Source organism: Marinobacter sp. tcs-11 (assembly GCF_002049515.1).
In the GTDB taxonomy this organism is placed as follows: Bacteria; Pseudomonadota; Gammaproteobacteria; order Pseudomonadales; family Oleiphilaceae; genus Marinobacter; species Marinobacter nauticus.
Genome location: NZ_LLYU01000009.1, coordinates 124,003 through 144,828, shown reverse-complemented (window position 1 = coordinate 144,828; position 20,826 = coordinate 124,003). Strand labels below are relative to the sequence as shown.

Here is a 20,826-nt window from a genome sequence, read left to right as displayed (position 1 = left end):
ATAATCACCCGATTCAAAATGGATTTCTCAGGGCAGATGTAAAGTTGTATACCCGGTACAGTCTTCGATCCGCTGCGGTTGTCCGTTTGCTGGTGTCGGCGACGCAGTCTTCCCACCCGGGGAAGCAATAGGTCTGAGCGCTGTCACGGACGTTGTTGTCCTCCGAGGCCACCAGCAGACTCACCTCAACCGCAATCACCGAGTTCCAGTCTGAGACCGCCCCGGCGGCAAGCCAGTTCTGAACACCATTGGCAGCCGTGCCTTCTCCGAACCGAATTTCCATATCTTCTACCCCGATGACCAGCTCTTCCGTGGATCCGTCTCGCTCTCGCTTGAACAGCGAGCGGCCACCACCTGTCGCATTCCCGATGAAATAGCCTTCGCTGTAGGCCTGAAAGAGTTCCGTACCGCGCCTGTAGGTGGCACTGAGGCACTGAGAACCGCACCCGGCCGGCGCATTACCCGAGAGGTCATTACCAGGGCGACCGTTGGAACCTGTAGTGCCATCCGCCGTGATGGTGACGTTCGAGCCGGATACATTCAGCGAAGAGATCTCAAACAAATCCCCCACCTCACAATTACTGATGAACACCACATCGCCTTCGCTAAGGCTGCCATCGGTGTTGAGCTGAATACTGGAGCCATTCGTCATATCGGCATCCAAACGGACAATATCTCCCGGACGCCGGACACCAGTTACATTAAAAAAACCCGTTCCTGCAACCGCTCCTGCCGGCCGCTCGGCGTTGTCGGCTGACACTCCAAAGGTGGAATATCCATGCAGAAGAGCATTGTAGTTTCCATCCGTACTATCCAGATTGTTGGTCAGGCTGGTAATCGGATAACAACCAAAAAACCCGGCATTACGGATAGCGCGGGCCAGGATATCGACGGCGATACGCCCGGACTCAGCCGAGCGAGCCATCGACTGATTGCTGCGGAACGACTGGCTGTTGGAGGTAAAAATCTGAACCAGCGCAACGGTCAGAATGGAACCAAGCAGCAAGGCAATCATCAGCTCGATCAGTGACAGACCGGACTGCTTCTTTGAGAAAGCGTTGGGGGCTAAATTATGACCGCTCATCACAGCCTCGCATCCAGAGTAAGTGTCTGAGACGATGTTCCACCTGACGCAGCAAACGGGTCTCGCTCAACCCAGGTAATCTGGACCTCGGCAATGTCACCGCCAGACTTGAGACTGATCGCCACATCTGCTCCAGGCCCCAAACCAGCCTTCACTTGCTTTTTCAGGTCAGCAATCTCGGTAGCGGTGAGGTTAAGGCCACCGTTTGAGCGAACCCTGTCAGCCAGAGACTGGGCATACATGGTCGCTTCTGAGCGGAGAGTAGAATTGGCGGTCTGCTGCATTGACACCAGCTGCACACCCGCCACTCCCAACAATCCGATCGCAAGTATCAATACCGCTATCAACACTTCGATCATCGTGAAGCCGCGCTGAACTTTTCGATTACAATGATTTTTAGCCATCAGGTCAGCCTCATGGACAGGTTATTCGTTGAGAACGGATCTGACCGCCACCGGTCATTGTAATTCTTACCCCATCTTCGCCAGACGCCCGACAGATATCGAATATTGGCGGCGGGGCGCCAAGGAGCAGCCCCGTTGCCGCAAATCTCGGGTTGCCGCCTTGAGTTCGGGTAATGCTGTAGGAACCGGGAGCTCCCTGAAACTCGCTGATAACGGAGCCACCATTATCGACCACACGGTAACCAGCGGTGAAAGACCCGGCGGGCACCAGGGACACCGGAGCTCCCATACGCACGGCCTCTGATCTCGCCAGGTTTAAAGCTCCAACCAAATCATTACCGGTGGTGGTCAGCTGATTGCTTTCAATAATACGTGAGAAGCTTGGCACCGCGATGGTGGCAACGACTCCCAGAATGGCCACAAGTACCAACAACTCAATCAATGTAAATCCTCGCTGCGCTCTAATACTGCGCATAAGCCAGCTCCCTGAACAATTTTTCATCTCTATAGAATAAAGGCGCACAAAAAAACCGCCAGATGTCATCGACAAGTGGCGGCTTCTGACTGACAAGCGGGAATCAGCTCGCCAAAGTAAGACACAGCTCACACATTTACAGCATCAATCCGCAATTCCTTCGGCATGGAAAACACAATATTCTCCTCACGCCCGGACACTTCCTCCGGCTCTTCACCACCCAGCTCCTTGAGCCGATTGATCACATCCGCCACCAGCACCTCCGGTGCTGAGGCACCAGCAGTTACACCCACCGCTTTCTTTCCTTCAAGCCATTGCGGGTCGATCTGGTCAGCTTCGTCAATCAGGTAAGCCGGCGTACCCATGCGCTCAGCCAGTTCCCGAAGGCGATTGGAGTTGGAGCTGTTGGGGGAGCCCACCACCAGCATCAGATCGCAGTCTCCGGCCAGTTGTTTGACGGCGTCCTGCCGGTTCTGGGTGGCATAGCAAATATCATCTTTGCGAGGGCCTTCGATTTTCGGGAATTTGGCGCGCAGGGCGTCGATTACCCGTGCGGTATCGTCCATGGACAGCGTGGTTTGGGTAACGAAGGATAAACGGCTGGGGTCTTTCACTTCCAGCTTTTGCACGTCGGCTTCGTCTTCCACCAGATAGATGTCGCCGCCGTTGCTGTGATCGTACTGGCCCATGGTACCTTCCACTTCCGGGTGTCCATGGTGGCCAATCAGGATGCACTCGCGGCCATCACGGCTGTAACGCATCACTTCCATATGCACTTTGGTGACCAGCGGGCAGGTAGCGTCGAACACTTTCAGGCCGCGCCGGGCGGCTTCGTTCTGTACCGCCTGGGACACGCCGTGGGCACTGAAGATCACCAGTTTGTCGTCGGGCACTTCGTCCAACTCGTCGACAAAGATCGCGCCCCGGTTGCGCAGGTTGTCTACCACGAATTTGTTGTGGACCACTTCGTGGCGCACGTAGATGGGCGCTCCGAACACGTCCAGCGCGCGGTTTACAATTTCTATGGCACGGTCTACGCCGGCACAGAAGCCACGGGGGTTAGCGAGTCGAATGTGCATAATCAGTGTGTCGGCCCTGCTGGTTCAACGTCGATAATCTGAACTTCAAAGCTCAGTGTATGCCCTGCCAGCGGGTGATTAAAGTCCACATCCACCTGGTCACCTTCTACCCGCTTGATCACACCGGGCAGTTCCTGCTGGCGCGCGTCGGCGAAGGAAATCACCACACCCGGCTCCAGAACCATGTCAGCACTGAATTCGTGGCGCTTGAAGGTCTGGATATTGCTGGGGTTGTGCTGGCCGAAGGCTTTTTCCGGCGGCACTTCAAAGGTTTTGTGGTCGCCGGCTTTCAGGCCCATCAGGTAGGCTTCGAAATTTTCCGGCAGGTTTTCATCACCGATTTCCAGGGTAGCCGGCTCTTTGTCGAAGGTGGAATCCACAGTTTCGCCGTCTTCAAACTTCAGGGCGAAGTGCAGTTTTACTCGGGTTCCCTTATCGATGGGCAGTTCTTTCATGGGGTTCAGTTGCTCCTGTCAGCATCGCCGCTGGCACCAGCGGGTTTGCGGAATGCATCGATGATCATCATGGCAGCACCAATGGTGATAGCGGTGTCAGCCAGGTTAAAGGCCGGGAAATGCCAGTCCTGCCAGTAGAAATGCAGGAAGTCCACCACGTAACCATGCACCACCCGATCGTATACGTTGCCGATGGCGCCACCAAGGATCAATACGATGGCAATCGCGGTCCAGGTTTCATCGGCTTTGAGTTTTCTCAGCCAGCCCACCAGCACCACACTGACCACGACGGCCAGGGCGACAAAGAACCAGCGCTGCCAGCCGGCGGCATCGGCCAGGAAGCTGAATGCCGCGCCAGTGTTGTGCAGTAGCGTCAGGTTGAAACTGGGCAGTACCGGTACCGGGTCACCGTAGGTCAGCATAGCCGTGGCTATGGCTTTGGTGCCCAGGTCAATGGCGATGATCAGCACCGCCAGCCACAGCCATTTCAGTTTACTGCCAGTGCTTTCAGTCATGACCGCATCCATCAGGCGTATGCACGGGTTTCACCCGGGCCTTCCACATTGGTCACGCAACGGCCACACAGATCGCTGTACTGCTCGTTCTGCCCCACGTCTTCACGGTGGTGCCAGCAGCGTTCGCACTTGGCGTGAGTCGCCGGGGTCACTTTCACCAGCAGACCTTCCAGGTTGGTTTGCTCTACGCCGGCCGCTTCGCTCACCGGCTTAACGGTGGCTTCAGAGGTAATCAGCACAAAGCGCAGCTCTTCACCAAGATAGTTCAGTCGCTCGGCCAGGCTACCTTCGCAGTAAAGAGTCACTTCCGCGCTCAATGAGCCTTTGATTTCACCTCGGGCACGGACTTCTTCCAGGCACTTGTTGACCGCCTCTTTCACAGCGTAGATTTCACGCCAGTAGTCACGGCCTAACTCGAAGCCCTCAGGCAGCGCAGTCAAGCCCTCGTACCAGGTTTCGTAGAACACGGTGTCGCCGCGCCTACCCGGCAGGTGCTGCCAGATTTCATCAGCGGTGAAGCTCAGGATTGGCGCAATCCAGCGCACCAGGGCTTCGGCTACATGATAGAGCGCGGTCTGGCAGGAACGTCGCGCCAGGCTGTCGGCCTGGGTGGTGTACTGGCGGTCCTTGATGATGTCCAGGTAGAAGCCACCCAGGGTGGCTTCACAGAAGTTGTACACCTTCTGGTAGATCCGAAGGAAGGCATAGTTGCCGTAGTCTTCATGCAGTTCGTTCTGGAGCTGCAGGGCGCGGTCGACCATCCAGCGGTCCAGGGCGATCATGTCTTCCGGCGCGACCATATGCTGGTCCGGATCAAACCCGGTCAGGTTGCTCAACAGGAAGCGTGCAGTGTTGCGGATACGGCGATAGCCGTCTGCAGTCTGGCGCAAGATATCCTTGGAAACGCTCATCTCACCGCTGTAGTCGGTGGCAGAAACCCACAAACGCAGGATGTCTGCACCCAGCTCGTTCATGACTTCCTGTGGGGCGATAACGTTACCCAGGGACTTGGACATCTTGTAGCCCTTGGCATCCACAGTGAAACCGTGAGTGAGCACTTGCTTGTACGGCGCCACGCCATTCATGGCAATGGAGGTTTTCAGGGATGACTGGAACCAGCCACGATGCTGGTCAGAGCCTTCCAGGTACATATCGGCCGGGAACTGGCCCAATTCTTCACGTACCCGTAATACAGAGTCATGGGTGACACCCGAGTCAAACCAGACGTCCAGGGTATCCAGCACTTTTTCGTACTGGTCGGCGTCAGCACCCAGCAGTTCGTTCTGGTCAATGTCGTACCAGGCATCGATGCCGCCGGTTTCCACCGCCTGGGCGACTTTCTCGATCAGTTCCTGGGTGTTCGGGTGCAGCTCCTGAGTCTCCTTATGGATAAACAGGGTGATCGGCACGCCCCACGTGCGCTGACGGGAAATACACCAGTCCGGGCTCTGCTCGAACATGGCCTCGATGCGATTCTGGCCCCAGGCCGGCACCCAGCGCACGCCTTTGATGGCCTCCAGGGCATCGGCGCGCAGGTTGAGCTTGTCCATGCTGATGAACCACTGGGGGGTAGCCCTGTAGATCAGCGGGGTCTTGGTGCGCCAGCAGTGCGGGTAGCTGTGGCGGAATTTTTCCGAGCGTACCAGCTTGCCTTCGCGTTCCAGCGCGGCGCATACCGGCTCATCGGCCTTGTATACGTGCACACCAGCGAATTCGCCGGCCGCGTCGGTATAGGTGCCGTCGGCTTTCACCAGGTTGAGGGTGCCAATGCCGTATTCCTTACCCACCACGAAGTCTTCCATACCATGGTCAGGCGCTGTGTGTACTGCACCGGTACCGGCGTCCAGGGAAACGTGGTCACCCAGCAGCACAGGCACTTGCTTGTCGTACACCGGATGTTGCAGCAACTGGTTTTCCAGTGCGGAACCGGAGACGTTGGCCAGCACTTTGTAGTCTTCCACACCCCAGCGAGCCATGATGCCCTGCACCATGTCCGTGGCCAGAATCATTCGCTCAGCGCCGTGGCCGACATCTAACTGTACCAGTGCGTATTCAATATCGGCACCGATGGACACCGCCTGGTTGGCGGGAATCGTCCAGGGAGTCGTGGTCCAGATCACCAGGGATACATCGCCCTCACCTTCGCTGGTTCCGAAGGTTTTCAGTACGGCGTCCTGATCCACGACAGTGAAGCGCACGTCAATCTGGGTTGACGTTTTGTCCTGGTATTCAACTTCGGCTTCTGCCAGTGCGGACTGACCAACCACACTCCAGTAAACCGGCTTGAAGCCCCGCACCAGGTGGCCCTTGGCGACGATCTTGCCCAACGCCCGGACAATGCCCGCCTCCACTTTCGGATCCATGGTCAGATAGGGCTTGTCCCACTCACCCATCACGCCCAGGCGGATAAAGTCGGCCTTCTGGCCTTCGATCTGTTTGGTGGCGTAGTCTCGGCAGGCCTGGCGGAAGGTTTTGTAGTCCACCTTCACGCCGGCCTTGCCGATTTCCTGCTCAACCTTGTGCTCGATGGGCAGACCGTGGCAATCCCAGCCCGGCACGTAGGGTGCGTCGTAGCCCATGAAACTGCGGGATTTCACGATCATGTCTTTCAGGATCTTGTTGACCGCATGCCCGATGTGAATGCTGCCGTTAGCGTAGGGAGGGCCATCGTGCAGGATGAACTTCTCACGACCTTGGCGCTGCTTGCGCAGATTGCCGTAAACGTTCAGGTCCTGCCAGTGCTTGAGCATGTCCGGCTCGCGCTTGGCCAGGTTACCGCGCATGGGGAACGCGGTTTCCGGCAGATTCAGGGTATGCTTGTAGTCGCTCATGTCTGTGTGCGTACTCTTGGTTGGTCAGTTGAATCAGGTTTCCGGGGTGGCGGGGTTCTCCGCCAACCAGGCCCGGGCATGCTCAAAATCCCGGGCGATCTGTTGCCGAAGTTCGTCAACAGAGTCGAATTTCACTTCGTCCCGCAGGCCATGGCGGAACACGACTTCCAGGTGCTGGCCATAAAGTGTGCCAGCAAAGTCAAACAGGTGCACTTCCAGCGATGGTCGCTTGCCATCTACCGTGGGGCGCAGGCCGATGTTCGCCACGCCATCACGCCATTCCCCGGTATCGAGCCGGGCCCTCACCACGTAAACCCCTCTCAGCGCCGGCATCTGATGCAGCAGGATATTGGCGGTGGGCGCGCCGATCTGCCGGCCCAGCTGCCGGCCATATACCACCCGCCCATGGATCCGGTAAGGGTGCCCCAAGAGTCGCTCGGCTTCCTCAAGTCCGTTCACATTCAGGGCGTTGCGCACCCGGGTGCTACTCACCCGCTCTCCGTCCACGACAACGGTGCGGGTATTCTCAACTGTAAAGCCCCGTTCCTGCCCCACGCTTTGCAACAGCCTGAAGTCGCCGGCCCGGTCGCAGCCGAAGCGGAAGTCGTCGCCCACCACCAGGTGACGAACCCCAAGGCCATGGATCAGCACATCCTCGATAAAGCCCATGCCGGAATAGCTGCGGAAGGTTTCGTCAAAGCGGATACACAGCACCACATCAACGCCTTCGCCAAGCAGAGCTTCAAATTTCTGGCGAAACGGCATCAACCGGGGAGGCGCTTCCGTCCCCTTGAAAAATTCCTGGGGCTGAGGCTCGAAAATCATCACCACAGACGGCAGGTTAAGTGCCTGAGCCTTGCCTCTGACCTGATCGATGATGGTCTTGTGGCCCCGATGAACGCCGTCAAAGTTGCCGATAGTGGCCACGCACCCATCGGCCAGCGGAGAATCCGCACTTCCCGCGATACGCTTGAGATTGGTCAGGCCTCGAATCAGACGCATGTACTGCGAACCCTAATGCTGCCAATGGCTTTCGGCGCGCCGGCGCGAACGCGCGACGCACTGGTGAGAAAACGCGCGATTATACCCCAGGAGCGGGCGTGGTAGAAATGACGACGCCTTACTTCTGGCGGAATTGCCGCACGCGAACACCTGCAAGGGCCAGCGCAACAAAATAGGCGAGAACCCCAGCCACAACCAGAATCGTCATTTCCGAAGCCCTCTGCAGGCCAGTAAAGGCCAGCCATTGGCCAACCGGCACATTCAGCCAGAGGATCACCGCTGCCAGCGCGCTGTTCGCAACCGCCAGCTGCATCAGGAACTTCGGCCAGCCCGACTGGCTTTTCCAGGCGCCTTCCTTGCGAAGTCCGCGCCAGAGCAGATAACCGTTGAGCCAGGCAGAAAGCGATGTCGCCAGCGCAAGCCCGGCATGGGCCAGCGGCACGATCAGCGCCAGGTTAAACACCATATTGGCGACCATGGCGATCACACCAATCTTTACCGGGGTTCTGGTATCTTCCCGGGCGAAAAAACCCGGTGCCAGCACCTTGATCAACATGAACGCCAGCAAACCAGCAGAATAGGCCCGCAGACTTTGTGCTGACATCGCGACATCGCGATCGGTCACTTCGCCGTAGTGGAACAGAGTTGCGATCAAGGGCTCGGCCAGCAAAGCCAACGCCAGGGCGGCCGGCACGCCGATCAGCAGAACGGCACGCACAGCCCAGTCCAGGGTCGCCGCAAACTGGTCCGCAGATGCAGCCGCATGCTTGCGCGACAGACTGGGCAGAATCACCGTGGCGATCGCAATACCGAACACCCCCAATGGCAACTCCGACAAACGGTCGGAATAGTACAGCCAAGACACGCTCCCGGTTTGCAGGAAGGAGGCCAGCACGGTATCCAGTAACAGATTGATCTGGCTGACCGAAACCCCGAACAGCGCCGGCGCCATCAGCTTCAGGATACGGCTTACCCCTTCGTGCCGATAATCGATCCGGGGCCTGGGCAGAAGCCCGAGGCGCATCAGAAACGGCAACTGGAAAAACAACTGCAAGGCACCGGCAATGAAAACACCCCAGGCCAGGGCCATCACCGGCTCATCCATCACCGGTGTGAGGAAAATGGCCGCCGAAATCATGGCCAGATTCAGTAAGACCGGCGTGAAGGCCGGCACCGCAAACCGGTCATAACTGTTGAGAATGCCACCCGCAAAGGCGGTCAGGGAGATCAACAGCAGATACGGAAAGGTAATGCGCAGCATCTCGCTGGTGAGCGCAAACTTGACGTCGTCACCCAGAAAGCCTGGCGCAAACACCGCGGTCAGCACCGGCGAGCCGAGCATCGCAACAAGAGTTACCGCCAGAAGCACCAAACCCAGAGAACCGGCCACGGCGTCTACCAGGCGTTTCACTTGCGAAATATCCTGCGTTTCCCGATAGGATGACAACACCGGCACAAAAGCCTGAGAAAACGCACCTTCGGCAAATAGACGCCGGAGGAAGTTGGGAATCTTGAATGCCACAAAAAACGCGTCAGCCCCCGCTCCCGCGCCAAAATAGCGGGCAATCACCATATCCCGAACCAGACCCAACACCCGGGACAGCATGGTCATCATCCCGACCACGCCAGACGATCTCAACAATCCCGGCGCCCTGGGCGGCTCTGACTTCCCTGTTGAGGGTGGCTTTCGTTGTTCGGAAGACATGATTTCGGCGTCCAGAATCCTGAGTGGAAGCTACGGGCCATCTCGGTAATCCACAAGGCGGAGTAACGCCCCCCGGCCAGCCCCAGCGCTGCGATGCCGGAGTGTATCACAGGGCTTTGCAGGCGAGGCACGAACCGTGCGGTGGCCTTGACATTTCGGGCATTCAGCGGCATAGTTCCGCGTCATTTATTTCGACGCGCTGGTTTTGGCGCGCCCGCGATGTAAAAATTTCTTTTTTATAGCAACGAATTTTCAGGAGTTTTACGGTGGCAAATTCCCCGCAAGCCAAGAAGCGCGCTCGTCAGAACGAGAAAAACCGCAAGCATAACGCCAGCCTGCGTTCCATGGCACGCACCTACATGAAAAAGGTCGACGCCAAGATCAAGGCCGGTAACCACGATGAAGCCCAGGCTGCTCTGAAAGAAGCTCAGCCGATCATGGACAGCATGGTCAACAAAGGCATCTTCGCCAAGAACAAGATTGCTCGCCACAAGAGCCGTCTGAACGCCAAAATCAAGGCCCTGAAAAGCGCCTGATTCTGTGCGAAATAAAAAAACCGGCTAATCAGCCGGTTTTTTTGTGTCTGAATCAAGCAAAGAAGATCAAACCACCACCAGATTATCCCGATGGATCATCTCCTCATCGGACACATAGCCCAGAACATCGTTAATGCGATCACTGGACCGACCCGAGATGGCCCTGGCTTCATCAGCGTCATAGTTAACCAGCCCCCGCGCGATTTCTTTGCCAGCCAGATCAACACAGGAGACCATCTCCCCCCTCCGGAACTGCCCTGACACCGCCTTCACACCCACCGGCAACAGACTCCGTCCACCTTGGCGCAACACCTTCACCGCACCATCATCCAGCGTGAGCTTGCCCCGGGTTTGCAAGTGACTGGCAATCCACTGCTTTCTGGCCGCCAGCCGCCCCTGCTCCGGCAACAGCAAGGTGCCAATCACATCACCCTGGCGTAATCGGGCAATCACATGCTCAATCCGGCCACCAACAATCACGGTAAACGCGCCTGAGCGGGCCGCTAACCGGGCCGCCCTCAGCTTGGTCTGCATACCACCGCGCCCGAGCGCTCCGGCACCACCGCCGGCCATGGCATCCAGCTCGCGATCTTCCGCCCTGCGCTCGGTCACCAGCACAGCATCGCCGTGCTTGCGGGGGTCTTTATTAAACAGCCCCACCTGATCGGTCAGAATGATCAGACCATCCGCCTCAATCAGGTTCGCCACCAGCGCACCCAGGGTGTCATTATCACCAAAGCGGATCTCGTCGGTCACCACCGTATCGTTCTCGTTCACGATCGGCACCACACCGTAATCCAGCAACGTACGCAGGGTACTGCGGCCGTTCAGGTAACGCTTGCGGTCGGAGAGGTCGTCGTGGGTCAGCAGAATCTGCGCCGTATGGATATCATGGCGCTTGAACTGGGCCTCCCAGGTCTGCACAAGCCCCATCTGCCCCACAGCAGCCGCAGCCTGCAACTCGTGCAGGTGCTGGGGGCGAACGGTCCAACCAAGGCGACTCATGCCTTCGGCGACCGAGCCGGAGGACACCACCACCACCTCCACCCCTTCGGCAATCAGCTCTGCGATCTGATCTACCCACAACCCCAACGCGGCCACATCCAGGCCTTTGCCATCATTGGTCAGCAAGGCACTACCGATCTTGACCACCAGGCGGCGGGCCTGTCGAAGCTGAAGGCGTTCACTCATGATAGCGGTACGATCTCTTCCGTTAGTGAGTTATTCCGGTGCGTAAACCACTTCAACGTCGTAATCATCGTCGTCAAAGTCGTCGTCATCATCCGCGTTACGGGCCGCTCGGCGGGCCTGACGATCCGCCTCAATCTTCTGACGAGCCTCTTCGTCCATACGGCGCCTGCGCGCGGCTTCCTGCTCGGCAAAATCCGGGTTATCGGCTTCCTGCTCGGCCTGCTCCTCAATCCAGCGCATCACGGCCTGTACCAGAGGCTTGGTGCCCTCACCGCTCAACGCGGAAATGCGGAACACAGGACCCTCCCAGCCAAGCTCATCAACAATGGCCTGACAATGGACCTCACGATCTTCCTCGGCGACCATATCGACCTTGTTCAGCACCAGCCAACGAGGACGGCTGGCCAGTGTTTCACTGAACTTTTCGAGTTCGTGGGCAATCGCCCTGACCGCGTCGGCCGGAGACGAGCCGTCATAAGGAGCAACATCCACCAGGTGCAGCAACAAGCGCGTCCGGACCAGGTGCTTCAGGAAACGAATACCAAGCCCCGCACCCTCGGCTGCCCCCTCAATCAAACCAGGAATATCGGCAATAACAAAGCTTTGATGAGCCTGCACACTGACCACACCAAGATTCGGTACCAGGGTGGTGAAGGGATAATCCGCTACCTTCGGACGCGCGGCGGAAACCGACCGGATGAACGTAGACTTGCCGGCATTGGGCAAACCCAGCAAACCGACATCGGCCAGAACCTTCAGTTCCAGACGCAGATTACGCGCCTCACCCTCAGACCCTTTGGAGGTCTGGCGCGGAGCACGATTAACGGACGACTTGAAACGGGTATTGCCAAGGCCGTGAAAACCACCCTGAGCCACTTTCAGACGCTGACCTTCTTTGGTGAGATCACCCAGCACTTCATGAGTATCCATATCCACCACCGTCGTGCCAACTGGCACCGGCAGCACCAGATCTTCGCCTTTGGTACCGGTGCAGTTACGGCCAGCGCCCGGCTCACCATTCTGGGCCTTGTATTTACGCTGAAAGCGGTAATCAATCAGGGTATTGAGTGCGCTGTCCGCCTCCAGATAGACGGAACCGCCATCCCCACCGTCACCGCCGTCGGGACCACCCTTTGGCACGTACTTTTCCCGCCGGAAGCTCAGGCAACCATGCCCGCCTTTACCGGCTTCAACAATGATGGTGGCTTCGTCTACAAATTTCATACGCCAAATGCCTTTGCATAAACTAAAAAGCCCCGCAGCCTCAAGGAAGCTTTGCGGGGCTCCGGATTCACCTGAGAACTGACTAAATCAGCATATCAGGCAAACCCAAGGTTCAACAGAACCGGATCGCCGCTGCTTACGCAGCCGGAACGATGCTTACGAACTTGCGGTTCTGCGGTCCTTTGGTTTCGAACTTCACCTGACCTTCCGCTTTCGCGAACAGGGTGTGGTCCTTGCCAATGCCTACGTTGCTGCCAGCGTGGAAACGGGTGCCACGCTGACGAACGATGATGCTGCCTGCAGATACAGACTCGCCACCGTAGCGCTTGACACCAAGTCGTTTCGACTCGGAATCGCGACCGTTACGGGTACTACCTGCTGCCTTTTTATGAGCCATTACCAGCCTCCTTCATTAAGGGGTTATTCGAGGGCTTAGCCCTGGATACCCGTGATCTTGACTTCAGTAAACCACTGACGGTGGCCCTGACGCTTCATGTGATGCTTACGACGACGGAACTTGATGATGTTCACTTTGTCGTGACGACCGTGGCTAACCACTTCTGCGGTCACCTTGGCACCTTCAACAACCGGAGCGCCAACTTTTACGTCGTCGCCATTGGCAACCAGAAGAACACGATCAAACTCAACGGAACCGCCGGTTTCAACTTCCAGCTTTTCCAGCTTCAGAGTTTCGCCTTCTTTTACACGGTGCTGCTTACCACCGCTAACAATAACTGCGTACATTCATAGTCTCCGCGATTGACCCATCCCTGCTCTTATCCACCTGGTTCTAAGGGAAGCGCTCTGGCGACCCTATTGCAGGGAGCGCAGGTTGGGATGAGTTGGGCGCGTGATTGTACGAAAACCCGTCGACCAATACAAGCCGGATTCCGGCTCAAGTTGACACTGTAAGCAGCAATACCTAGCATTGCCGCGACCTGCCCGAAAACTCAACGAAAACACCAGCAAGGGACTTACCGGCCCGATGACAGCCCAGCGCATCTACGACACCGTAGCGGATGATTTCAGCCGCGTTAACGACCTTATCATCAAGCGGCTCGTTTCCGATGTCCCGCTGGTTGAGAAAATCGCCCAGTACATTATCGAAAGCGGCGGCAAACGCCTGCGACCTTTGCTGGTTCTCCTGGCCAGCCAGGCCGCCGGCTACCAGAAAGACGATCATCTGAAGCTGGCTGCCGTGATTGAATTCCTGCATACCGCCACCCTGCTGCACGACGATGTGGTAGACACCTCCGATATGCGCCGCGGCCGCAGCACAGCCAACGCAAAATGGGGCAACGCGCCCAGCGTGCTGGTCGGCGATTTCCTCTATGCCCGGGCCTTCGAAATGATGGTCGAGCTGCAGAGCCTGCCGATCATGAACGTGCTGTCGCACGCCACGGCCGTTATTGCCGAGGGCGAGGTCATGCAGCTGATGAATGTGAAGAACCCGGACTTGAGCGAAGACCAGTATATGGTCGTTATCCACAACAAGACCGCCATGCTGTTTGAAGCCGCGTCCCACACGGGCGCCCTGCTGGCCGGAGCCAGCGCGGAACAGGAAAATGCCCTGAAAGACTATGGCAAACACCTCGGACTGGCATTCCAGCTGGTTGATGACGTTCTCGATTATCAGGGCGATGCCGAAACCATGGGCAAGAACGTGGGAGACGACCTGGCGGAAGGCAAAACCACCCTGCCGCTGATCTACGCCATGGCCAATGGTAGCGAAGCCGAAAGGCAGTTGATCCGCCAGGCCATCCGGAAGGGAGGGCTGGATGACCTGCCGAAAGTACTGGATATCGTGAAGGCGTCCGGTGCCATCGAATACACCATGACAAAGGCAAAAGAGCAGGCGCAGATCGCGAGAGACCTGCTGACCTGCCTGCCGGGCTCTGAGCACCGGCAGGCGCTGGAACTATTAACCGAAGTGGCGGTAGCCCGGGTCAGCTAGTCGACCAGGCCCATTCAGCCGAGATGTTCACGCCCGTGGGGTGCTTCGAATTCCAGCTCTGGCCCCACCGGCACAATCTGGGTTGGGTTTATGGTGCGCTGACTTACATAGTAGTGACGCTTGATCTGGCCCAGATCCACGGTTTCCGCCACGCCCGGCACCTGATATAGCTCCCGCACATAGCCGGACAGATTCGGATAGTCGCGGATTTGCTGGCGGTTGCACTTGAAGTGGCTGTAATACACCGCATCAAATCGGATCAACGTGGTGAACAGCCGCCAATCGGCCTCGGTTAGCCGGTTACCGGTGAGATAGCGCTTCTCCGCCAGCCTTTCTTCCAGCCAGTCCAGGGAGTCGAACAGGGCCTGATAGGCCTCCTCATACTTGTCCTGCGCAGTCGCGAACCCTGCTTTGTAAACACCGTTGTTCACCGTGTGGTAAACCCGCTCATTCACCGCCTCGATGTCACCACGCAGGCTTTCCGGGTAGAAATCCTGTTCGCTCTTCACGCCTTCAAGGCCATCAAAGGCGGAATTGAACATACGGATAATGTCGGCTGATTCATTGCTGACAATGGTTTCCCGCTCTTTGTCCCACAACACCGGCACCGTGACCCGGCCAGAATAATGCGGGGCGGCACGGGTATAGATCTGGTGCATGAAGTCGGAATTATACAAGTCGTCCTGATGATCTTTGCTACCGGGCCGGAATTCCCAGCCGTTTTCCACCATATCCGGGTGCACGACAGACACCGAAATATGCTTCTCCAGACCTTTGAGCTTCCGGAAAATAAGCGTGCGGTGGGCCCAGGGGCAGGCCATGGACACATACAGGTGATATCGGCCACTCGCCGCAGGAAAACCACCCTCTCCGGCCGGCCCGGCGGAGCCGTCAGCGGTTACCCAGTTCCGGAACCGCGCCGCTTCACGCTCAAACTTGCCGCCCGTTTTATCTGTGTCATACCACTGATCGTGCCACCGGCCATCAACCAACAAGCCCATAACTACCCTCCTGCGGGGTCAGCCACCATGACATTTGCCCTGATGAAGTGTGATGGGGCCGACCCGGTTCTGAATTAATAGAGACAGGCTAACGACTGTGCTGCTAGGCTGATAGCAAGCATTTCTGGCAAACACTTTCAGATTATTCGAACATGCATACAGCCATTACCATCGACGCACTCAAAGTACTGGACGCTATCGACCGCAAGGGCAGTTTTGCCGGTGCCGCCGGCGAACTGTTCCGGGTTCCCTCGGCCATCAGTTACACGGTTCAGAAGCTTGAGGAAGACCTCAATGTCAGTATCTTTGACCGAACCGGCCACAAAGCCGTACTCACGCCCGCCGGTCGTTACCTGCTGGAGGAAGGCCGTTCCCTGCTTGAAGCCGCCGAAAACCTGGCTCACACCACCCGCCAGGTAGCCCAGGGCTGGGAAACCAGGCTAAGAATAGGATTCAACTCGCTGCTGCCGGCACAATGCCTGTTTCCGGCGATTGATGCTTTTTACCAATTGGGCGTTCCAGTGGATGTACAGGTGGTGGAGGAGGTCTTTGCAGGCGCCTGGGATGCCCTGCAAAGCCGGCGCGTCGACATGGTGATCGGCGCAGACCAGCTCAGCAAACCCGCCGGAAGCTTTACCACCAAACCACTGGGCGAGATACCGTTCGTCTTTGCCGTGGCGGCCAGCCACCCCCTGGCCCAGGCAGAAGAACCCCTGACAGAAAGTGACATCGCCCCATTTCCCGCCGCCGTTGCCGCCGATACCTCCCGCGCGCTGCCACCCGGCCATGCCGGTATCTTCCGGCGCCAACGAACCTTGACCGTCACCAACATCGACCAGAAAATTGCCATACAGGAAGCAGGCCTCGGCGTTGGCTGGCTGCCCTTGCCACGCATCCGGGAGGCACTGGCTTCAGGCCGGCTGGTGGCGAAAGAAGTGCACGAACCACGCTCCCCGATCGCCATTCACCTGGCCCGCCACAGTGAAGACAAAGGCAAGGCACTGATGTGGTTCTGGAATAGGCTGAGCGAAGACCAGAACCTCAGCCAGTGGCTCAAGCCTGCCGATTCCTGAGGCAAAGGGGCCAACCGGCGAATTCACAACCTGAAGTATACTGACCAGCCGAATACAACGAGAAACACAAGGAGTGCGTTCCATGCGTCAGCTGTCGGAACTGGATGCCTCGTTCCTGTATCTGGAATCGGACACCACCCCGATGCACATCGGCGGCATTTATCTGTTCGATGCCAGCGGGCTGTCCAACCCACTGGCATTCAGCACCTTCGTCGCCTATCTGCGCAGCCGGCTCCACGTGGTACCGCTGTTCCGCCAGAAGCTGAAAGAAATCCCTCTCCGGCTTGGCCGCCCCTATTGGGTGGACGATGCCGATTTCAGCATTGAGCGGCACCTGGCCTACGTAAACCTGGGTGAACACGGCAAGCAGGCCAGTCTGATGTCACTGGCTTCGAAAATTCTTGAGGAGCCGCTGAAACGCGACCGACCGCTCTGGCACATCACCTTTGTCGATGGTTTCCGGATCGACGATCCGGAGGGCGAGAAAGAAGGGTTTGCACTGATCGTGAAGCTGCATCATGCGGCCATTGATGCCTTCAGTGGCGAGGAAATCATGGGCAAGCTGCTGGAGTACACACCCAGCCCGAGAACCATCACACCACCCCGCCCCTGGCTGCCAAGGCAGGAACCTTCTGAGGAGCGGGTGTTCCTGCAGGCCGGTGCCAACATGCTGAAAACGCCGATGCAGCTGGCCTCTCTGGCCTATAACGCCGCCGAAGCCACCACCCGTGGGCTGATCCAGAAGCAATTACACAAGCTGCCACTGCCACTGCCCTTGTTCACCGCGCCCCACAGCCCCTTTAACCGGCAGATTACCGCCAACCGGCGGATTGTCTCGACCAGCGTGGAATTGTCCCGGCTCAAAGCCATCAAAGGCTCCTTGGCCGACGTCACCCTGAACGATGTGGTCCTCGGCCTGTGCGCCGAAACCCTGGCCCGATACCTCGCCAACCAGAACATAGAAACGAAATCCTCGCTGGTCGCCATGACACCGATCTCAGTTCGTTCCAGCAGTCTTCGCAAGGCCACCGGCAATCAGATGTCGGCCATGTTGCTGGACCTGGCCACCGCAGAAGCCAACCCGGCAGCGCGGATCCGGCGAATTCACCGCAACGCGGTCGAATCTGAGCCCTACCGTGAAGCCATTGCCGCAGACCGGCTGACCGAGCTACTTCCATCAACGCTGCTGGCACTGTCCGCCCGCCTGTATTCCGAGCTGCAGGTCGCACAGCGCTACCAGCCACTGTTCAACGTGCCGATTACCAACGTACCGGGGCCGCAGGTCCCGCTGTACCTGCAAGGTGCCCGACTGGTGCGCCAGTACAACAGTGCCCCGCTGTTCGACAGCCTTGGGTTGGTGATTGTTGCGGTCAGCTACCAGGGGCAGCTCACCCTGAACTTCACCCTTTGCCCGGACGTGGTCGCCGACAGCGACCAGCTACCGGAACTGGTACACGACAGCCTGGAAGCGATAGAGAAAGCAGCAGCGGAGCTGGGCCCCGATCAGGGCCATGAGCAGTTTCCGGAATCACAACACAACCTGACCGACGATGTCCTGGCCTATGTGGAAAAGCTATTGAAAGGTGGGCTGGGCAAATTCAGACGGTAACCGGGGTGTGAGCTGCAGAACTAATCAGATAATGAAAAAGCCGGGCCCGCAGGCCCGGCCCGGGATTATTCGAATGCCCAACGCAGAAAGGCTTTCTTCTCTTCATCCGAAGCATCTGCCCAAATGGCTTTGAGCTGTTCCAGTGCGGTGCCGTCCTGGGTGCGCCCGACACTTTCTGCGTCAGACACCGGTACCGGAGTGCGGTTGGCTGTCAACCGGGACTGTCCGTCCCATTCCTCAGATACCGCCACCACGGTACCGTTACCGGCAACAATCTTTGCCGAGAAGCTCTCCATCATGGCTTCGGCTTCCTGGCGGCTGCCCGGCTTGTCAAACTCGAAACGGTAGACCGCGTCCGGGCTCGCCGTGAACCGTGCCACCTGAGGACCGCTCTCAATGACATGAACTTTGGATTCGCCATTGCGCACCACACCGGCCTTGGCCCAGATGGTTTTATAGTTGAACACCACTTCGTTTTCACCAGGCAGCAAACCGTAATCCAGTGCCAGGTCGTCGATCAGGAAATTGGTCATGCTCCGGCCATTCACGCTGACCACCTGTATCGCACCGGGCGCCTGAAGCACTGCCGGCTCCGTTGCCGCGGGCAGTTGGCCTTCCCAGGTATCGACCCTGGCCACGGTAGACGCACAACCCGCCATGACCACACTCACCAGAACAGCCAGCAACTTGAAAAGCCTTGGAACGTGACACATACTCACTTCATCTCCTTATCCATAGGGATGGCCGTTGGCACGGCCTGCAATGTTGAGGACAACTCTGCCAAGCATTCTGACCATCCGGGCGGATCAGAGCAAGGCACGCAACGGAATTCACTTTCACTGCAGGAAGGTCCGGAATGTGACGCCCAACGTAAGAATGTAAAAAATTGTTGAATTCGGCTGCAATTGGATTAATTTTAAACAAGTCGGCTTACACAACGCACAGCCCGAGAAGAAAAGAACAAGTGGGCTCAGGAGAAACCATGGACACTCAGCGCAGGACAGGAGAGCAAGGCCCCGTCCCGTTTCGCAGCAGTCGTTTTTTCTGCGTAGGGAGCAAATGGTACTTTACAACCCGCGAGGGCTTCGATAGCGGGCCTTTTGCCTCAAGAGAGCGGGCAGAAGTCGGCCTTAAACGCTTTCTGCATGTTGTTCGCATGCTGCCAGAAGAGCAGCAGGTGCACTAACCCACCCGACAGACCGAATGGGTGATGCCCCGCTAGATAATATAGGGCATCACCCAGACGTCAATCGCCCAAAGGCAACCCAGCGCCATGGCCCCGGCGACGACATCGTCCACCATAATCCCGAGCCCGCCGGGCAAGCGCTCATCCAGCCAGTTAATGGGCCAGGGCTTCCACACGTCAAACAGCCGGAACAGCATGAACGCCATGAGCACCCCGTAAAGCTGATCCGGAAACAGGCCCAGGGCAATCCACATACCCACAAACTCATCCCAGACAATACCGCCGTGGTCATGCACTTTCAGGTCTGTCGCGGTTTTGCCGCACAACCAGATACCCACCAGAAACGCCGCCAGAACCACCAGCCAATAGGCCACCGGTGGCAACCAGGAAAAGCCATACCAAACCGGAATAGCGGCGAGACTGCCCCAGGTTCCCGGCGCCCTGGGCGCTGCGCCACTGCCAAAACCAAAGGCCAGCAGATGAACCGGTTTTTTCAAAAAGCCCGGAGGCAAGATGGCCTGGGCGGCATCCGGTTCATGCATCAGGTCATCGCTCATGCAGATCTCCCAAAGTGTTCATATCCTTGAATGCCACTCGGGGCCGGGCCGCTCAATTGCAGGCCAGGCTCCGAAGTAATCTCTCCAATGACCGTCAGCTCACGGGCCACAGAGTCGTCAAGAGTGCCGAAGGTTTCTGGCGGGATGGTGATGCAAAGCTCATAGTCATCTCCTGCTCCCAACGCCAGATCCCGGGCGTTCTCACCCTTTAATGCAACCAACTCCGCCATCATCGGTATACGTCCCGTGTCGATTCGCGCTCCGGCCCCCGAGGCATCAAGGATATGGCCGAGATCCGCCAGGAGCCCGTCAGAAACATCTATGGCAGAGGAGGCACAGCCCGCCAGCTGCTGACCCAGTGACAGACGAGGCTGCGGGAAATGATAACGTGACAACAAGGCGAGCTGGGCCGGTGAGGGCGCGGGGGCAGCAAGGTAATCAAGAGCGGCACCGGCCGCCCCGAGCGTGCCACTGACACATATCAGGTCGCCGGGCTTCGCGCCGGATCGATACAGCGCCCGCCCACTCTCAACAGTTCCATGTACCTGGATGCTGATTGTCAGGGGCCCGCGGGTAGTGTCTCCGCCCGCCAGGGCGATACCAAAGGCTTTGCTGGCCCGGGCCAGCCCCTCTGAAAACGGCTTCAGCCAGCCCTGATTGGCGTCTGGCAAGGTTAAAGCCAGAGTAAAACAGACCGGGCTTGCGCCCATCGCGGCCAAATCACTTACCGCAACCGCCAGAGCTCGCCATCCGAGATAATCTGGCGAATAATCGGAAGGAAAATGAACGCCCTCTACCAGGGTGTCCACAGAAAACACCAGATCCAGCCCCGGCGATACCCGCTGGATCGCACAGTCGTCGCCGGGACCGAGAAGGAGCTGATCCTGCCCGGCACCATCGGCCAGCGGCTGGAAATACTTCCGGATCAGCTCAAATTCACCCATG

Annotated in this window: 22 protein-coding genes; 5 read left to right on the top strand and 17 right to left on the bottom strand. The window is 57.9% G+C overall.

Annotation, left to right across the window (positions count from 1 at the left end):
* Positions 1-13: 13 nt before the first annotated feature.
* From ARC85_RS12090 to murJ, 9 genes are all read right to left on the bottom strand, one after another.
* Complete coding sequence (locus tag ARC85_RS12090; protein ID WP_278350807.1) at positions 14-1,084, bottom strand: PilW family protein; 1,071 nt, start codon at positions 1,082-1,084, stop codon at positions 14-16.
* Positions 1,084-1,488 carry a type IV pilus modification protein PilV gene (gene pilV / locus ARC85_RS12085; RefSeq protein WP_278350806.1) on the bottom strand — a complete coding sequence of 135 codons (405 nt, stop codon included), beginning with the start codon at positions 1,486-1,488 and terminating at the stop codon, positions 1,084-1,086. The genes ARC85_RS12090 and pilV overlap by 1 nt, the downstream gene beginning before the upstream one ends.
* Positions 1,489-1,498: 10 nt before the next feature.
* Positions 1,499-1,963 carry a GspH/FimT family pseudopilin gene (locus ARC85_RS12080; RefSeq protein WP_286714931.1) on the bottom strand — a complete coding sequence of 155 codons (465 nt, stop codon included), beginning with the start codon at positions 1,961-1,963 and terminating at the stop codon, positions 1,499-1,501.
* A 128-nt stretch (positions 1,964-2,091) separates the two neighbouring features.
* Entirely contained in the window at positions 2,092-3,042 is a 951-nt protein-coding gene (gene ispH / locus ARC85_RS12075) for a 4-hydroxy-3-methylbut-2-enyl diphosphate reductase (RefSeq protein WP_286714930.1), read from the bottom strand.
* Positions 3,043-3,044: 2 nt separating this feature from the next.
* Positions 3,045-3,497 (bottom strand): FKBP-type peptidyl-prolyl cis-trans isomerase, encoded by a 453-nt coding sequence (gene fkpB / locus ARC85_RS12070; protein WP_014420596.1) that lies wholly within the window; start codon positions 3,495-3,497, stop codon positions 3,045-3,047.
* 5 nt (positions 3,498-3,502) lie between these two features.
* On the bottom strand, positions 3,503-4,024 hold the full coding sequence (gene lspA, locus ARC85_RS12065; protein ID WP_286714929.1) for a signal peptidase II: 522 nt from the start codon (positions 4,022-4,024) through the stop codon (positions 3,503-3,505).
* Positions 4,024-6,843 carry an isoleucine--tRNA ligase gene (ileS, locus tag ARC85_RS12060; protein WP_023009252.1) on the bottom strand — a complete coding sequence of 940 codons (2,820 nt, stop codon included), beginning with the start codon at positions 6,841-6,843 and terminating at the stop codon, positions 4,024-4,026. The genes lspA and ileS overlap by 1 nt, the downstream gene beginning before the upstream one ends.
* Before the next feature lie 33 nt (positions 6,844-6,876).
* The gene (ribF, locus tag ARC85_RS12055; RefSeq protein WP_286714928.1) at positions 6,877-7,845 is read right to left on the bottom strand and encodes a bifunctional riboflavin kinase/FAD synthetase; all 969 of its coding nucleotides are present in this window, start codon (positions 7,843-7,845) and stop codon (positions 6,877-6,879) included.
* Between the two features lie 118 nt (positions 7,846-7,963).
* Positions 7,964-9,550, bottom strand: a complete 1,587-nt coding sequence (gene murJ / locus ARC85_RS12050; protein ID WP_286714926.1) for a murein biosynthesis integral membrane protein MurJ — start codon at positions 9,548-9,550, stop codon at positions 7,964-7,966.
* Between the two features lie 266 nt (positions 9,551-9,816).
* Here murJ and rpsT point away from each other — a divergent pair, with 266 nt between their 5' ends.
* Positions 9,817-10,086: a 30S ribosomal protein S20 gene (gene rpsT / locus ARC85_RS12045; protein WP_011784377.1), complete on the top strand. Its 270-nt coding sequence runs from the start codon at positions 9,817-9,819 to the stop codon at positions 10,084-10,086.
* A gap of 66 nt (positions 10,087-10,152) precedes the next feature.
* On the opposite strand, the gene proB is transcribed toward rpsT, so the two are convergent.
* The 4 genes from proB to rplU form a co-directional block, all read right to left on the bottom strand.
* Positions 10,153-11,277, bottom strand: a complete 1,125-nt coding sequence (gene proB / locus ARC85_RS12040) for a glutamate 5-kinase (RefSeq protein ID WP_023011686.1) — start codon at positions 11,275-11,277, stop codon at positions 10,153-10,155.
* A gap of 30 nt (positions 11,278-11,307) precedes the next feature.
* Positions 11,308-12,501 carry an Obg family GTPase CgtA gene (gene cgtA / locus ARC85_RS12035; RefSeq protein ID WP_153741453.1) on the bottom strand — a complete coding sequence of 398 codons (1,194 nt, stop codon included), beginning with the start codon at positions 12,499-12,501 and terminating at the stop codon, positions 11,308-11,310.
* A gap of 136 nt (positions 12,502-12,637) precedes the next feature.
* Positions 12,638-12,898: a 50S ribosomal protein L27 gene (rpmA, locus tag ARC85_RS12030; protein ID WP_011784374.1), complete on the bottom strand. Its 261-nt coding sequence runs from the start codon at positions 12,896-12,898 to the stop codon at positions 12,638-12,640.
* A 35-nt stretch (positions 12,899-12,933) separates the two neighbouring features.
* Positions 12,934-13,245 (bottom strand): 50S ribosomal protein L21, encoded by a 312-nt coding sequence (rplU, locus tag ARC85_RS12025; protein ID WP_011784373.1) that lies wholly within the window; start codon positions 13,243-13,245, stop codon positions 12,934-12,936.
* Between the two features lie 241 nt (positions 13,246-13,486).
* Here rplU and ispB point away from each other — a divergent pair, with 241 nt between their 5' ends.
* A complete protein-coding gene (ispB, locus tag ARC85_RS12020; protein WP_286714925.1) occupies positions 13,487-14,455 on the top strand; it encodes an octaprenyl diphosphate synthase in 969 nt (322 codons plus the stop codon).
* 14 nt (positions 14,456-14,469) lie between these two features.
* Here ispB and ARC85_RS12015 read toward each other — a convergent pair whose 3' ends face one another.
* A complete protein-coding gene (locus ARC85_RS12015; protein WP_286714924.1) occupies positions 14,470-15,456 on the bottom strand; it encodes a glutathione S-transferase family protein in 987 nt (328 codons plus the stop codon).
* 152 nt (positions 15,457-15,608) lie between these two features.
* Between ARC85_RS12015 and ARC85_RS12010 the strand changes: the two genes are divergently transcribed.
* On the top strand, positions 15,609-16,529 hold the full coding sequence (locus tag ARC85_RS12010) for a LysR substrate-binding domain-containing protein (RefSeq protein ID WP_286714923.1): 921 nt from the start codon (positions 15,609-15,611) through the stop codon (positions 16,527-16,529).
* 82 nt (positions 16,530-16,611) lie between these two features.
* Positions 16,612-18,138 (top strand): WS/DGAT/MGAT family O-acyltransferase, encoded by a 1,527-nt coding sequence (locus ARC85_RS12005; RefSeq protein WP_286714922.1) that lies wholly within the window; start codon positions 16,612-16,614, stop codon positions 18,136-18,138.
* Positions 18,139-18,203: 65 nt separating this feature from the next.
* On the opposite strand, the gene ARC85_RS12000 is transcribed toward ARC85_RS12005, so the two are convergent.
* Positions 18,204-18,851, bottom strand: a complete 648-nt coding sequence (locus ARC85_RS12000) for a DUF2057 family protein (protein ID WP_286714941.1) — start codon at positions 18,849-18,851, stop codon at positions 18,204-18,206.
* 269 nt (positions 18,852-19,120) lie between these two features.
* Between ARC85_RS12000 and ARC85_RS11995 the strand changes: the two genes are divergently transcribed.
* Positions 19,121-19,324, top strand: coding sequence for a DUF6316 family protein (locus tag ARC85_RS11995; protein ID WP_011784367.1), 204 nt, complete (start codon positions 19,121-19,123; stop codon positions 19,322-19,324).
* A 32-nt stretch (positions 19,325-19,356) separates the two neighbouring features.
* Here ARC85_RS11995 and ARC85_RS11990 read toward each other — a convergent pair whose 3' ends face one another.
* A complete protein-coding gene (locus tag ARC85_RS11990) occupies positions 19,357-19,881 on the bottom strand; it encodes a phosphatidylglycerophosphatase A family protein (protein ID WP_286714921.1) in 525 nt (174 codons plus the stop codon).
* The gene (gene thiL, locus ARC85_RS11985) at positions 19,878-20,825 is read right to left on the bottom strand and encodes a thiamine-phosphate kinase (RefSeq protein WP_286714920.1); all 948 of its coding nucleotides are present in this window, start codon (positions 20,823-20,825) and stop codon (positions 19,878-19,880) included. Before thiL ends, ARC85_RS11990 begins: the two co-directional genes overlap by 4 nt.
* Position 20,826 lies beyond the last annotated feature (1 nt).